At 63.8% G+C, this 14,411-nt stretch carries 15 protein-coding genes; 6 read left to right on the forward strand and 9 right to left on the reverse strand.

The annotated features are described in order from the left end of the window. Nucleotides 1–23: 23 nt before the first annotated feature. Entirely contained in the window at nucleotides 24–641 is a 618-nt protein-coding gene (locus tag AC3WOG_RS09005) for a TetR/AcrR family transcriptional regulator (RefSeq protein WP_492577655.1), read from the forward strand. Nucleotides 642–725: 84 nt separating this feature from the next. Here the strand turns inward: AC3WOG_RS09005 and AC3WOG_RS09010 are convergent, their stop codons facing one another. Next, complete coding sequence (locus AC3WOG_RS09010) at nucleotides 726–938, reverse strand: hypothetical protein (RefSeq protein WP_492577656.1); 213 nt, start codon at nucleotides 936–938, stop codon at nucleotides 726–728. Between the two features lie 255 nt (nucleotides 939–1,193). Between AC3WOG_RS09010 and AC3WOG_RS09015 the strand changes: the two genes are divergently transcribed. After that, nucleotides 1,194–2,246 (forward strand): LysR family transcriptional regulator, encoded by a 1,053-nt coding sequence (locus AC3WOG_RS09015; RefSeq protein WP_492577657.1) that lies wholly within the window; start codon nucleotides 1,194–1,196, stop codon nucleotides 2,244–2,246. Between the two features lie 9 nt (nucleotides 2,247–2,255). Here the strand turns inward: AC3WOG_RS09015 and AC3WOG_RS09020 are convergent, their stop codons facing one another. The 8 genes from AC3WOG_RS09020 to AC3WOG_RS09055 form a co-directional block, all read right to left on the reverse strand. Further along, entirely contained in the window at nucleotides 2,256–2,645 is a 390-nt protein-coding gene (locus AC3WOG_RS09020) for a cupin domain-containing protein (RefSeq protein ID WP_492577658.1), read from the reverse strand. A gap of 151 nt (nucleotides 2,646–2,796) precedes the next feature. Further along, nucleotides 2,797–3,666 carry an AraC family transcriptional regulator gene (locus tag AC3WOG_RS09025; protein ID WP_492577659.1) on the reverse strand — a complete coding sequence of 290 codons (870 nt, stop codon included), beginning with the start codon at nucleotides 3,664–3,666 and terminating at the stop codon, nucleotides 2,797–2,799. Further along, nucleotides 3,663–3,893 (reverse strand): DUF2795 domain-containing protein, encoded by a 231-nt coding sequence (locus AC3WOG_RS09030; protein WP_492577660.1) that lies wholly within the window; start codon nucleotides 3,891–3,893, stop codon nucleotides 3,663–3,665. The genes AC3WOG_RS09025 and AC3WOG_RS09030 overlap by 4 nt, the downstream gene beginning before the upstream one ends. 144 nt (nucleotides 3,894–4,037) lie before the next feature. After that, complete coding sequence (locus AC3WOG_RS09035) at nucleotides 4,038–4,292, reverse strand: hypothetical protein (RefSeq protein WP_492577662.1); 255 nt, start codon at nucleotides 4,290–4,292, stop codon at nucleotides 4,038–4,040. Nucleotides 4,293–4,587: 295 nt separating this feature from the next. Further along, entirely contained in the window at nucleotides 4,588–5,925 is a 1,338-nt protein-coding gene (locus AC3WOG_RS09040; protein WP_492577663.1) for a C45 family autoproteolytic acyltransferase/hydrolase, read from the reverse strand. 188 nt (nucleotides 5,926–6,113) lie between these two features. Then, entirely contained in the window at nucleotides 6,114–7,847 is a 1,734-nt protein-coding gene (locus AC3WOG_RS09045; protein WP_492577664.1) for a ClcB-like voltage-gated chloride channel protein, read from the reverse strand. Between the two features lie 112 nt (nucleotides 7,848–7,959). Continuing rightward, complete coding sequence (locus AC3WOG_RS09050) at nucleotides 7,960–8,697, reverse strand: glutathione S-transferase (protein WP_492577665.1); 738 nt, start codon at nucleotides 8,695–8,697, stop codon at nucleotides 7,960–7,962. 145 nt (nucleotides 8,698–8,842) lie between these two features. Beyond that, the gene (locus AC3WOG_RS09055; protein WP_492577666.1) at nucleotides 8,843–9,934 is read right to left on the reverse strand and encodes a YeiH family protein; all 1,092 of its coding nucleotides are present in this window, start codon (nucleotides 9,932–9,934) and stop codon (nucleotides 8,843–8,845) included. 119 nt (nucleotides 9,935–10,053) lie between these two features. On the opposite strand from AC3WOG_RS09055, the gene AC3WOG_RS09060 reads away from it, so the two are divergent. The 4 genes from AC3WOG_RS09060 (at nucleotide 10,054) to AC3WOG_RS09075 (ending at nucleotide 14,407) form a co-directional block, all read left to right on the forward strand. After that, nucleotides 10,054–10,962: a LysR family transcriptional regulator gene (locus AC3WOG_RS09060; protein WP_492577667.1), complete on the forward strand. Its 909-nt coding sequence runs from the start codon at nucleotides 10,054–10,056 to the stop codon at nucleotides 10,960–10,962. Nucleotides 10,963–11,124: 162 nt separating this feature from the next. After that, nucleotides 11,125–11,889, forward strand: a complete 765-nt coding sequence (locus tag AC3WOG_RS09065) for a sugar phosphate isomerase/epimerase family protein (RefSeq protein WP_492577668.1) — start codon at nucleotides 11,125–11,127, stop codon at nucleotides 11,887–11,889. A gap of 119 nt (nucleotides 11,890–12,008) precedes the next feature. Beyond that, nucleotides 12,009–13,001 carry a sugar kinase gene (locus AC3WOG_RS09070; RefSeq protein WP_492577669.1) on the forward strand — a complete coding sequence of 331 codons (993 nt, stop codon included), beginning with the start codon at nucleotides 12,009–12,011 and terminating at the stop codon, nucleotides 12,999–13,001. A gap of 116 nt (nucleotides 13,002–13,117) precedes the next feature. Then, complete coding sequence (locus AC3WOG_RS09075) at nucleotides 13,118–14,407, forward strand: MFS transporter (RefSeq protein WP_492577670.1); 1,290 nt, start codon at nucleotides 13,118–13,120, stop codon at nucleotides 14,405–14,407. Nucleotides 14,408–14,411 lie beyond the last annotated feature (4 nt).

Consider the following 14,411-nt stretch of genomic DNA (forward strand, 5'->3'; position numbering starts at 1 on the left):
TTTTCGATGCTAGACTTGCGGCCATGAAACGCCAACGACTCACACGCGAACAGAGCAAAGACCAGACGCGCCAGCGGCTGCTCGACGCTGCGCAAGCAATTTTTATGAAGAAAGGTTTCGTTGCGGCGAGTGTCGAAGACATTGCCGGGGCGGCAGGCTATACGCGCGGGGCGTTCTATTCGAACTTCCGCAGCAAGAGCGAACTGTTCCTCGAATTACTGCGGCGCGATCACGAAGCGATGCAGGCGGGTCTGCAGGCGATCTTCGAGAACGCGGCATCGCGCGAGGAAATGGAAAGCCGCGTGCTGAGCTACTACAGCAACCTGCATCGCGAGAACAAATGCTTTTTGCTGTGGGTCGAGGCGAAGCTGCTGGCGGTGCGCGACGGCCGTTTCCGGATCCGCTTCAACGCGTTCATGCACGAGAAGCTGGAGCAGTTGAGTGCGTATATCCGCGAGTTTTCGGTGCGGGTGGGCACGCCGCTGCGGTTGCCGGCCGAGGAACTGGCGATGGGCTTGATGGGTTTGTGCGACGGCGTGCAGTTCTTCCACACGGTCGATCCGCAGAACGTGCCGGCTGAGATGGCGGAAAAGGTGCTGGCGGGATTTTTCGCGCGCGTGGTGTTTGGGCGCGACGCGTAGTGATGGTGAGCGGCAGGGCGTGACTCGGACACGCCGGGGTTACCGTCCGGTGCGAGTGGCTTGGTGTGGCTTGACGAGTGTGGCTTAGCTGGTCGGCAACTGCGCGCAGGTATCCGCGGCCGGCGACGCGCAGACGAACGAATATTGCCCGCTATAGCGCAGGATTTCTTCGCCGACGTGCAGAACGACCTTGATGTCCGGGCACCGCTCGTAAGCGATGAACGCCGAGCAGGCGGCAGCGGACCAGCACACTAGCGAAAACGCGATTTTTTCGAAAAGCTGAAAACGATGTGGCATAGCGATGATTTCCTTTCGGGCGCTATGTTACCAGTATCTAAGGGTTTATACCTAGTAAAAATCCGCGATAAACGCTGCAACCGTGTCGCGAGCGCATCGCGAACCTGACCGTTTTGTCATGTCCAGGTCAGGGTTGGGACATGGTCGGGTCGATACAATCGGATCGTTGGGCAAGCCTGAGCGCGCTTTGCCGCCTGGGCTCGACACGCGCGGCACGATGCCGCCGGCCCGCTTTACCGTGGCAGGAGTCGTCCCATGAATCAATTGCAGTCGATGCGCGTGTTCGTCAAAGTGGCCGATCTCGGCAGTTTCGTTCGTGCGGCCGGCGTGCTGGATCTTTCCACTGCGGTCGTCACACGCCACGTCGCCGATCTGGAAGGGCGGCTCGGCACCCGTTTGCTCAATCGCACCACGCGCCGTCTTTCACTGACCGAGTCCGGCACGACCTATCTGGAACGCGTGCGCCACATTCTCGACGACCTGGAAGGCGTCGAGCAGATGGTGGTGGCGCGCAATCACGAACCTGTCGGCACGTTGCGGATCGTCGCGCCGGTCGTGTTCGGCCTGCACAGTCTCGCGCCGGTCGTGCAGTCATATGCCGAGCGCTATCCGGATGTGATGCCTGACGTCACGCTAGCCGATCGTCATGTCGATCTGGTGGAAGAGGGTTTCGACGTCGGCATTCTGGTCGCGCGGCAGATGCGCAGCGCAAGTATCGTCACGCGGCGTTTGACTACCGGCTACATGACGGTCTGCGCGAGCCCGGCATATCTGGCGCAGCATGGCACGCCGACCCACCCTGAGCATCTGCGCGCGCATCCGTGTCTGAGCCGGCCGGCTGAGCAGGGCGGCGACGAGCGCGTATTCACCGGACCGGACGGCGAGGTGCGCGTGCGGCCGACCAATGCGATCGCGGCGAACAATACGGAGATGTTGCGGCAGTTCGCGTTGCTGGGCATGGGCGTGGCGATTTTGCCGAGCTATCTGATCGGCCGTGATCTCGAGGCCGGGCGGCTGGTGCCGTTGCTTGGCGACTACCGTCTGCCGCAGGTCGAAATCACGATTGCGTATCCGAGCCGCCGTCATTTGCCGGCGAAGGTGCGCACGTTTATCGACCATCTCGTCGAACATTTCCAGCACGCCGACGAACAGGCGCGCGATCCGCGAACCGTTGCGCCGCCCCGTGCGCTTGCCGGACTGCCGGCTTATGCCGAAGACGATCTACCCGTGCCGGCTTTGTCCGATGAAGCGGCGCGGCCGTTGCGCAAGCCATCGCGCGGACGGATCGCGGCGGCTTCGCCGGCTTGATCCGCCGGCTTAAATCCACACGTCGTTCGCGGCGGTTCGTTCGTTGATTTCCTCGCCCGTGTTTTTCACGCCGCGCGGCTCGATCAGCAGCAGCTTGACCTCATGTTCGGCATACGGCTTGTGCTCCGTGCCCTTCGGTACGACGAACATTTCCCCTGTCGACAGCAGCACGGCTCCGTCGCGCATGTCGATGCGCAACTGGCCGTCGAGCACGATGAAGGTTTCGTCGGTGTCGGCATGCTCATGCCACGTGAAGTCGCCTTCGATCCGCACCACTTTGAACTGATAGTCGTTCATTTCCGCGATCACGCGCGGTTGCCATTGGTCGTCGAAGAGCTTCAGCTTGTCGGCGAAATTGATGGCGCGGTAAGGCCGTTGAATGGCTTGATCGTTCGGCATTGCGGGCTCCTCCTGAGCGAGAACTGTCAGGTGACAGCGTAGGGCGCGAGGCGCTGCCGGTCTTGTACGTTTGTGCGCGCGCCTCGGTAGCGGCAATAGCGGTAGTAATAGCGACGGCAATAGATCGAGCGAAGCGGCCCGGCGCCCGCCGTTAGCGGGCCGTCAAAGGCCCCAGCATCTTCAGCCAGCGCGCGGGCGCCACGCCCCATGCGCGCTTGAAGTGCCGCGTCATATGACTCTGATCGGCGAAGCCGGCCGCCGCCGATGCATCGGCGAGCGATACGCCTTGAACCGCGAGCTGCCGCACGAGACCGAGACGCCGCATGGTCAGATAGCGGTGCGGGCTGGTGCCGAACAGCGCGCGAAAATCCCGCGACAAACTCCAGCGGTCGCGTCCGCTGGCCGCCGCCAGTTCATCCAGGGTGACCGCGCTATCGAGCGACGCCAGCAGGTATTCGCGCGCCTGTTCGGCGGCGCGGTAATCCACCGGACGGCGCGTCGCCGGCGCGCCTGCCACGGCGTCGAGCGCGATGGCCAGATCGTAGAGCGCGTCGTCCTGTTCGAGCGAGTCGATTGCGCAATCCATCGTCCGCAGCAAGCTCTCGGTGGCGGCGAAGAGTCGCGGATCGTTCGACAAACCGCCCTCGAGGAACGGCAGCGGCTTGCCGCCGAGCGCCTGCTGGAACAACGCCGGGTCGACGTAGATCATCCGGTAGCGAAAGCCTTCGCCGGTGCCGGCCTGGCCGTCGTGCGGCTCATCGGGATGCAGCACCATGGTGCCGCCTGGCAGGCTGTTGCGGGTGCTGCCGCGATAGTGGAAACTTTGCACGCCCGCCAGCGTGCGGCCGATCGCATAGGTATCGTGCCGGTGCATGTTGTAAGCGGCGTGATGAAAGAAGGCTTCGATACGCTCGATGCCGCTCGAGTGCGGCGCGCGATGGATCCAGTCAGCGGCCGGCTTCCGGGTAGATGAGCGGGTTGATGAACACGAAAACAGCGGCGACGCCGGCTCCCCGCTCATGCGCCCAGACCCGGCCCGTAATTGCCGCCGATCAGACGGGTGACGGATGCCACGTCCGTATAGTCCTGCTCCGGCAAACCGTCGAGCATCGACAACACCTCGTTGCTGGCGCCCGCTTCGCGAGCGAGCTCGACGAGCGCGTCCTTGTTGGTCGGGAAATGGACTTCGCGCAGGATGTCGGTGATCTGCAAATCGATCGATTCGCCGGGAATAGCCGATGTGGTCATGCGGGCGCTCCTGTTCTTTTCGATGTGAATTTTGTCGCCTGTCAAACGCGTAAGACCTGGCGAGCACCCGCTGGACACCGCCTGAAGCCTGAAGGTTCGACCCCGGGGCTGACGCCCGCACCGGGACGGCGCGAAAACTCGCCGTCAGGTCTGGAGGCGCTCGTCCTGCCCGGTGAGGCTTCGATCCAGATGTCGCGACTTAGGCAGCGCGATATGTTGCCATTGTTGCGGACGATTGTCGTCCGTGGCAGCGACGTCCGGCGCCGCGGGGGCGACGGGGGCAGCGTTGGCGCGTTCGGCAAGGCTATTGGCGGTGGTGCTCTCGGTCGCAGTATGAACCGGCGCGGCAAAGCACGAGGCCGACAGCGTCACCATCGTCATCAGTGTCGAGGTTTTCATCGCCCGACCTCCTAAACTCATGCGGCGCTATCACTGGAGCAGGCGCTGTGCCGTCCCCGCGTCGAAAAGACGGCTCAATCTCTGCACGGCGTCGCTGTTCGCAGCCGGCGCACATTTACCATCTTAGATGGCAAATTTCGGCGGCGCGCGGCCAAATGCGACAAAACGCTGTTGTAGATTTCAGATGATGGCAGGAAAAAGGCCGGTCCGTCGCGAACGGTCGTGCTGGGTTTATGCTGCTTCGCAGTATGACGCGGCGAATGGAGTACTGCGGGCTGGTCGCAACGAATAGCGTCTAGCGCAAAACCTCGAAGCGCGTCCACGGCCACGACGGCCGGTCGCGCATATACCCGTTGAGCCAGTTCCACTGTGGATGGCGTTTCATGAACGCCTGGGCATCGAACGGCCGCCCGCAAGGGTGGCCCCAGCGCGCACTGAACGCCATATGGCGCGCCATTTCGCTATCGACCACTTTGCCGTCGTTGGCGCCCCACGGATTGAACGGCCCATGATCGGTGCCGCCGAAGCGCGCGTCATCCAGTTCCAGATGACCGCAGATGGTGCGCGAGCACGGGTTGTCGTTGCGATCGAGATAGACGTCGTGATGATCCGCGATCATCTGCCTGGCGAGTTCGACGTCGATCTTGCCGTGATGTATCTCCTCGAGCTGCATGAAGCGCAGCCGCCGCGCGCCGTTCTTGCGCACGTCCGTATAGTCTTCGCCTTCGCCGATGCATTCCTGGTTGCGGATTTTCAGGTCGGTCGCGGTGTTGTAGCCGCTGTAGAAACCATCCTTCGTGCTTTCGAAGCCGGAATAGTGCAGCCCGAGTTCATAGCGGGCGATCTCGCCGGTTTTGGTGTCGCCGAGCAGCCAGCTGTTCGCATAGCCGCCGTTATTGGCGATCGCGAACATCTCGCACCATTCGCCGATGCTGTTTGCGTACTGCGAGGCGCGCCGCGAGCGATAGAATTCCGGCGCACCCGACGGGTTGTAGCCGACAAAGTTGGAGATGGTGGTTTCGGTCACCATCAGGCCGGCGGCCGTCACCCAGAAATCGGTGAGACTGGAAATGCAGCCGGGCAGGCCCTGCATCAGAATCCGGTTGCCGCGATCCGGCACGATGTCGAATATCACGTTGAACGCGTCGCCCGCGGCGTAGCGGTCCCAGGAGTTGTGCGCCATCACGATGCGGCCGTCGCGCGTGGCGTTGCCGGTGGCGATGAACGCGCTGCAATGGTGGCCGCGCCGCCCGCGCCACGGTTTTAACCCGAGCCGTGGCTGTTGCTGCTGCGCGTGCGTTGGCCACCAGCTTTGCAACAGGTCCATGTAGCCGTTCCAGGCCAATACTTCGGCGAACGGCAGCTTCGCGCCGTCGGCGATGCCCTGGATTTCGTCGGCGAATTCGCTGTCGAGTTTGGGCGCGAACTGGGCGACGGCGGCGTTGACGAAGGTGTCGAAGTCTTCGCCGGTATCCCACTTTGCGAGGTAGCGGGCGGTGCGGATCGCGTTCTGGATTTCAGTGGCGAGCAACTGGCCGTGCTGCTCGCCGCGATCGTACGGCTCGCCTTCGATATGCAGAAAAATCCAGCCCGCCTGATCGCGGCGCACGGCATCGAGGGACGGTTCGCTCATCTTCGCTCCGATCGAAGGGCGGGCGTCTCGGTGCGCCCGTCTCGGCGTAACGTGCGCTGCGTGTAAACGCTGCAGCGTTTTCCCATTGTAGAGAATCTGACGCGCTTTGCACGGCTCGCTGCGTGCGTTGGTGCGGCGCCGCTCGAAGCGCGCGGCGGGACTGAACGGCGGCTTTATGTACGGCGGCCTTAACGGTTCGGATTCATGCGGAAATACGCGTCGAGCAGCGAGGTCTTGTAGACCACGCCCGCGAGCGTCGGATGCGCGGTGCTTTCGATCACCGGCAGCCGCTCGCCCTGAAACGCCATGAAGTGCTGCAATGCAACGCCGAGCGGCATATCCGGTGTGAGCACATCGAAATGCGACTGCAGATAGTCGGCTGCAGTTTTCGCGGACGTGTCGCGCCTGTCGAGCAGATCGGACGTGATGTCTTTCAGCGCGACCACGCCGAGAAACGCGCCGGACTCGTTGGCCACGTACAGGTACTTCACCGGATATTCGAGGAACACGCGCGTCATATCGTGCACGGTCGCGTTGGGCGGCACAACGGTTTCGGCCGGACGGATCAGCTCGCGCATCTGCGTCGCGCGCAGCCGCGAGCGCTCCTGTTCCTCGCGATTGCGGCGCAGCGTGATTTCGTACATCGAAGTCTTCGCAATCGCGCGCGACACGAAATAGGCGACCACGCACGACAGCATCAGCGGCAACACCACCTGATAGCTGAGCGTCATTTCGAAGATCATCAGGATCGCCATCAGCGGCGCCTGGGTGGCACCCGCCAGAAACGCGCCCATGCCGACCATCGCATACGCGAACGGCGCCGAGGTGCCGTGCGGCCACAGCGCATGCATGCCCTGGCCGAACAGCGAGCCGACCACCGCGCCGACGAAGAGCGTCGGCGTGAACACACCGCCGATCGCGCCGGAACCGGCGGTGGCTGCCGTCGCGACGAGCTTGAACACCAGCACGAGGAGGAGCGCGGTCCAGGTCCACGGCGAGTGCAGAATCGAGTTGACGACGCTATAGCCGTTGCCCCATACCTCGGGCGACCACACCGACAGAATGCCGACCACCAGACCGCCGAGCGCAAGTCTCACCGGCAGCGGCAATGGCAGCTTGCGAAAGCCGGTCTTCGAGACATCGAGCAGCCGCAGGAATTGCGGCGCGGCCGCGCCGCACAGCACGCCGAGCGCGACGAACAGCAGCACCTCGACGCCTGCCACCGGCGGGAACACCGGCATCTCGTACGGCGGCTTGTAGCCCGCGAATTCACGCATGGTGATGTTGGCCACCACCGCCGCGACCACCACGGGGCCGAAGCTTTCCATCGCGATCGAGCCGAGCACGATCTCGGTGACGAAAAACGCGCCGGCAATCGGCGCGCTATAAGCGGACGTAATCCCGGCTGCGGCGCCGCACGCGACCAGGAGGCGCAGGCGCGGCGGGTCGAAGTGCACCCAGCGTCCGATCAGCGACGCGGCCAGCGCTGCCAGTTGCACCATCGGACCTTCGCGGCCGATCGAGCCGCCGCTCGAAATCGTGAACAGTGACGACACGCTGCGCCACAAGCTCAGCTTCACGGGCACGACGCCGTCGCCGATCGCGACCGCTTCCATGTAGTCGATGTGATTGCACTTGTCGGCGTGACGCTGCGCGATCAGCAGAATCAAGCCGGCGATCAGACCGCCCGCGGCCGGCAGCCAGACGCGCACGGTCCACGGCAAGCTGCGCGCCATTTCGACGAAGCTGCCGGACTTGCCCGATACCGCCAGTTGCAGCAGCGCGATGCCTTCGCGAAAGAGGATCGTCGCGAACGCGCCCGCGACGCCGACCACCACCGACCAGACCAGCATCGTATGGGCATCGGAAAGGCGGAACAGGCGTTGGGCGCGGGTGCGCAGCTTCAGCAGGAATGAAAGCACGTCGGCAGTGGAGGGCGTGATGGGTGGATGAAAAGCGCGCGTCGGAACAGCACCGCGCCCGCTATCTTAAGCGGGCGCGATGACGTCGGCGGTCGAAGAATGGCGGCGTGGATCAAGCCGCCGCCTTGTCGAGTTCAGGGTAGTGCCGGAAGATGCAAGCCTCGTTATGCTCGATGCGCCGGTCGGACTCGAGATAGGCGGCGATGTTCGGCCGCGCCATCACCGCATCGTGCAGCGCGGCGAGGCGCGGATAGTGCTCGCCGAAACGCTTGAGCGCGCGCGGAAACGCATACAGCAGACCGTCGATCAACTGGAACATCGACAGGTCGACGTAAGTCAGCGCGTCGCCCACCATGAACTGATCGCCGGCCGGATTCTGTCTCAGCACGCGCTCGAAGTACTTCATGAACCTCGGAATCCGATTGTCGATGAAGTCGTGCGCGCGCAGCCGGGCGGCGTCTTTCTGGTCTTCGTAATAGAGGCCGGTAGCGAGCGGATGATGCGTGTCGTGCGCTTCGGTGACGACGTCGGCGATTGTCAGTTGCAGGCCGTTGGCGACGTAGCGCAGGCTCTCGGCTGCAGGCGCCAGGTTCAGACGCGGGCCGAGGTAGAACAGGATGTTGGCGGTCTGCGAGATCACGAGATCGCCGTCTCTCAGAAACGGCGGCGCATACGGCGGATACGGCTCGTCATTGCTCTTCATTAGCGACATCATCGCGCTCGTGCCCAAGCCGTCGGACTTCTTGCCGCGTGCCACTTCCACGTAGTCGACGCGGGCTTCTTCCAGGGCCAGCCGCACGAATTCGCCGCGGCCCTGCAAGCCGTCCCAATAGTAAAGTTCCAGGCTCATCGATCGATCCTCATTCCGGTTGCATGAACGGGTTTGCGTGAACTGGTTACGTCAGCAACCAGTATGCCGTGTGAGCGCGCCGGATGGTTCTCCTGAACGAGCAAAACCCCGCACGCGGCGGGGTTGGTTTGAAGGCGAGGGCGGCTTAACCGAGCAGGTACTGGACCAGCCACGTGATTCCCAGCCCGCCGGCAATCAGCCACACATACAGGATCAGGCCGGTGGTCAGCGCGCGGGGCCCGGCCTGACGGATCTGCGAGATGCGGGTTTCGATGCCGAGCGCGGTCATGGCCATCGTGAGCGCGAAGGTGTCGAGCGTGTTCAGCGTGTTCGTCGCGGTTTCGGGCAACACGTGCAGCGAATTGATCACGACGAAGGCGAGGAAGCCGAGCGCGAACCAGGGAATCGCCAGCTTGCGCGGTGCGTGGTGCGTGCCGTCTTGCGCTGAAGCCGAAGCCGATGCACGGCGCGCCGAGCGGTTCACCCACATGCCGATTACCAGCAGCACCGGCACCAGCAGCATCACGCGAGTCATCTTGACGATGGTGGCGACGTGGGTCGCTTCCGGGCTCACATTGCTGGCCGCGCCGACTACCTGCGCCACTTCATGAATCGTGCCGCCGAAGAAGAGGCCTGCGCCCACGGTGTCGAGATGCAACCAGCCTGCCTTGAACAGCACCGGGTAGAGGAACATCGACAGCGTGCCGAACAGCACCACGCTGCCGACTGCCATCGCGCTCTTGTGCGGCTTCGATTGCAGCGCCGATTCGAAGGCGAGCACCGCGGCCGCGCCGCAGATCGCGCTGCCGGCGGCGGTCAGGAGCGCCGTGTCGCGATCGAGCTTCATGATCTTCATGCCGGCCCACGTGCCGATCACGAGGGTGCTCACCACGATCAGCACCGATTCCGCGAGCCCCGGCAGACCCACTTGGGCGATTTCCTGCAAGCTGACACGCAATCCGAAGAACGCGACGGCGATGCGCAGCAGCTTGCGCGCCGAAAAGTTGACGCCGGCCGCCCAGCTTTCGGGCATGCCGTCGCGCAGCGCGTTGCCGTAAATGGCGCCCGCCACGATACCGACGATCAGCGGGCTCAAACCCAGACCGGCGATGGCGGGAATCGACGCGATGCGAGTCACGGCGGCGGCGAACAGTGCGACGAACAGAATGCCGTTGAGTTGGCCACGGGTTGAAGACCCGGCTGATGGGGCGGTAGCAGTGAGATGTGCAGTGGACATGGCGTGATGCCTTCCTGTGACTGTCTTGATTCGATGGGCTAATCCTAAATTAGATATATCGATATGAAAAATCGTGATTTAGGATGTAAAGTATCGGCTGCACTGATATATTTGCGATCATGACCCCGGATCAACTTATAACGTTCGCCGCCGTTGCCGAGCATCGCAATATCAGCCGGGCGGCTGTGGCCCTGCATCTGTCGCAGCCGGCGGTATCCGGGCAATTGCGGCAGTTGCAGGACGAATTCGGCGAGCCGCTGTATCAACGCGACGGTCGCGGCGTGCGGCTCACGCCCGCCGGCGAGCAACTCGCCAGCTACGCCACCCGGCTGCGCGACACGTGGCGTCAGGCGCACGCGTACCGCGACGCGTTGCGTGGCATGGAGCAGGGCACCTTGCGCATCGGCGCGAGCACCACGCCAGCCAGTTATCTGCTGCCCTACCTGATCGCCGATTTTCATCGCCGCTATCCGGACGTGTCGCTGCATACCGCCGACGGCAACACCACGGAAATCGTCGGCGCGCTCGATTCCGTCGACATCGCGATGATCGAGGGGCCGGTCGGTTCGGATCTGCCGCCGGACACCGCGGTGCACGCGTGGCGCGAGGACGAGATCGTCGCGATCATGCCGCGCGCGCATCCATTGGCGCAGCCCGGCGGCGCGGCTGGCGAGGGCGGGCGGGTGGAACTGGCGGCGTTCGGCGCACATTCGCTGGTGCTGCGCGAAGCCGGTTCGGGGGTGCGGCAGATCGTCGAGCGGGCTTTCGCGCGGGCGGGCGTGCCGATGCGCGTCGCGTTGGAAATTGCCGGGGTCGAAGGCGTCAAGGAAGCAGTGCGGGCCGGCATGGGCATCGGTTTTGTCTCGGCGATGTCGATGCGGCACGAAGACGGCGCGCTGTGCCTGTTCTCGCTCAGCCCTGAGCCGTTGACGCGGCGGCTGTCGATTCTGGTGCCGCATGCAAGCGCGCCCTCGCGGGTGGTTGAGCGGTTTCTTGTGATATGTCTTGCGGACGTCCCTGATCGCTGAGCGACGAGCGTGCCAATTTGAGGCCTGGGGAATTCCACTATGGTGAACTCCCATCGCCTCGGCGCACTATTCGCCCATCCAAGCGCAACAGCGCTTTTTTTAGATCGCAGTTTGGAACCGGTTCCATTTGCCGGTACCGAACTAGGGCTGGGTAAATTCGACATGGCTGATGTGGTGATTGTCGCAAGCGCATTCGGGATGGACGCGGTCCGCGCCGGCGGCCACGCGAAGTGGACGAGCGTGAGCGCGGCGGCTGGTGCTGGTGGTTTCGAGGTGCGCCGCGAGTTGTTCGCGAGCGATGCTGACGCCTCGATTGAAGCGCTGCGCACGCTGGGCAACGCCATGGCGAAACTCGGCTTGTGGTCGGTCTACTCGACGCCGGATTTGCTGTACACGGCCGAAGGCGTGCTCGATATCTACGCGTTGCGTCTCGCAGTGACCGAGGCCACGGCACTCGGCGCGCGTTTTGTGAAATTGCAGCTCGGCGGCTTTGCCGCGCAAGCGAACGGCGCGGCGATTGCTGCCTGCTTGCGCGGGATGAGTCCGCGGCTCGTCGTCGAAAACGGCCAGTTGGAGCAGGGTGGCTCGCTCGCGCAATTCGTCGGCCTGTTCGACGCCCTGGCGCGCGAAGGCCACACCGATGTGCTCGGCATGACGTTCGACATCGGCAACTGGCTGTGGCGCGGTGTCGCGCCGCTCGAGGCCGCGCAGCAACTCGCGGCGCATGTCGAATACGTTCATTGCAAGACGATGACCGGCGAGGGCGCGCGCCGCTTCGCGAGCGCGCCGGCCGCTGACGACGCGCAGTTCGCGGCGGTGCTCGCCAGCTTGCCGCGCGATGTGCCGCGCGCCATCGAGTTTCCCTTCGATGCCACGCGCATCGAGGCCGACGCGGCCCATTACGTCGCGTGGCTGGCCGCTGCCTGAGCGGTGCGCGGGACCTGAGAGAACGGCAAGAAAACGCATCGATAGATACAAGCGATACACGCCACGCACGCCACGCAAGCAGCAAGACACACATAGCCAAAGAACACGCAGGAGCAAGCATGAACGAGACAACCCGGATACCCGCAGCACTCGACGTCATCACCTACGGTGAAGCGATGGCCATGTTCGTGGCCGCCGAAACCGGCCCGCTCGCCAGCGTCGGGCACTTCACGAAGCGCGTCGCGGGCGCCGATCTGAACGTGGCGATCGGCCTCTCGCGACTCGGTTTCAGAGTCGGCTGGATGAGCCGCATCGGCAGCGATTCGTTCGGCCAGTACGTGCGCGACACCTTGCGCAAAGAGGGCATCGACCAGCGTTGCGTCACGACCGACGAGCGCTATCCAACCGGCTTCCAGCTGAAGTCGAAATGCGACGACGGCAGCGATCCGTCGGTCGAATACTTTCGCAAGGGCTCGGCGGCGAGCCACCTGTCGCTGGCCGACTACGCGGCGGATTACGTGCTGTCCGCGCGTCACCTGCATCTGACGGGTGTGGCCCCGGCGATCTCGGCAAGCTCGCGCGAACTGGCGTTCCATCTGGCGCGTGAAATGCGCGCCGCCGGCAAGACGATTTCGTTCGATCCGAATCTGCGCCCGACGCTGTGGCCCTCGCGCGCCGCGATGGTCGAAGGTCTGAACGCGCTGGCGGCGTTGGCCGACTGGGTGCTGCCGGGTATCGGCGAAGGCGGGATTCTGACCGGCTACACCAAACCGGACGACATCGCGCGTTTCTATCTCGATCAAGGCGCGCGCGGCGTGATTATCAAGCTCGGCGCGCAAGGCGCGTACTTCCGCACCGCCGACGATGCCGGCGTGGTCGTGTGCAAGCCGGTCGCGAAGGTGGTCGATACGGTCGGCGCGGGCGACGGATTCGCCGTCGGCGTGGTCAGCGCGTTGCTCGAAGGCAAGCCGCTGCCGCAGGCGGTGGCGCGCGGCAACCGGATCGGCGGACTGGCGATTCAGGTGATCGGCGATTCCGAAGGTCTGCCGAGCCGCGTGGAACTCGACGCACTGGAGCTCGCCGATGTGCCGGACATTGCGACAGCGGCCTGACGTTCAGCCATCGCACAGCCGCCGCACGCAACGAAATCGATAACGACAAGAGCGCTCGAACAGCGCCACTGGACCCCCCCCCCATCACCGTTTCGGGAAGTAGTAAGGAGACACCCATGACTTCATCGCTTGCGATTCGCCGCTGGTGGACGATCATGCCGATCGTATTCATCACCTATAGCCTCGCTTATCTGGATCGCGCGAACTACGGTTTCGCGTCGGCCGCTGGCATCAATCAGGATCTCGGCATCAGCAAAGGGCTGTCGTCGCTGATCGGCGCGCTGTTCTTTCTCGGCTATTTTTTCTTCCAGATTCCTGGCGCGATCTATGCGGAACGGCGCAGCGTGAAAAAGCTCGTGTTCTGGAGCCTGGTCCTGTGGGGCGGCTGCGCGGCGCTGACCGGCATGGTCAGCAATATCCCGTCGCTGATGGTGATCCGCTTCGTGCTCGGCGTCGTCGAAGCTGCCGTGATGCCCGCGATGCTGATCTTCATCAGCAACTGGTTCACCAGGCGCGAGCGATCGCGCGCCAACACCTTCCTGATTCTCGGCAATCCGGTGACGGTGCTGTGGATGTCGGTGGTGTCGGGTTATCTGGTGCATTCGTTCGGCTGGCGTCACATGTTCATCGCCGAAGGCGCGCCCGCGATTCTCTGGGCGATCTGCTGGTGGTTCATCGTGCAGGACAAGCCGCAGCAGGTGTCGTGGCTCACCCAGCAGCAAAAGGACGATCTCGCCGAAACGCTGCGCGCCGAACAGGCGGCGATCAAGCCGGTGCGCAATTACAGCGAAGCGTTCCGCACGCCCGCGGTGATCAAGCTGTGCGCGCAATATTTTTGCTGGAGCATCGGCGTGTACGGCTTCGTGCTGTGGCTGCCGTCGATCCTGAAGAACGGTTCGACGCTCGGCATGGTCGAAACCGGCTGGCTCTCGGCGCTGCCGTATCTGGCTGCAACGATCGCGATGCTGGCAGCGTCGTGGGCATCGGATAAACTCAACCGCCGCAAGGTGTTCGTGTGGCCGTTCCTGCTGGCCGGCGCGGTCGCGTTCGCGGCATCGTACGCGCTCGGCTCGACGCACTTCTGGGTCTCGTATGCGCTGCTGGTGATCGCCGGCGCCGCGATGTACGCGCCGTACGGACCGTTCTTCGCGATCGTGCCGGAGCTGCTGCCGAAGAACGTCGCGGGCGGTGCGATGGCGCTGATCAACAGCATGGGCGCGCTCGGTTCGTTCGTCGGCTCGTATGTGGTCGGCTATCTGAATGGCGCGACCGGCTCGCCTGCGGCATCCTATGCGTTTATGAGCGTGGCGTTGGTCGCCGCGGTGATCCTGACGCTGATCGTCAAACCGCAGCCGCAGTCGATCGCCACGGCGCCTGCGCTCGCCACACCGTTGCAAGGAAAATAAGCTG

Source organism: Paraburkholderia sp. FW306-02-B, from assembly GCF_058782725.1.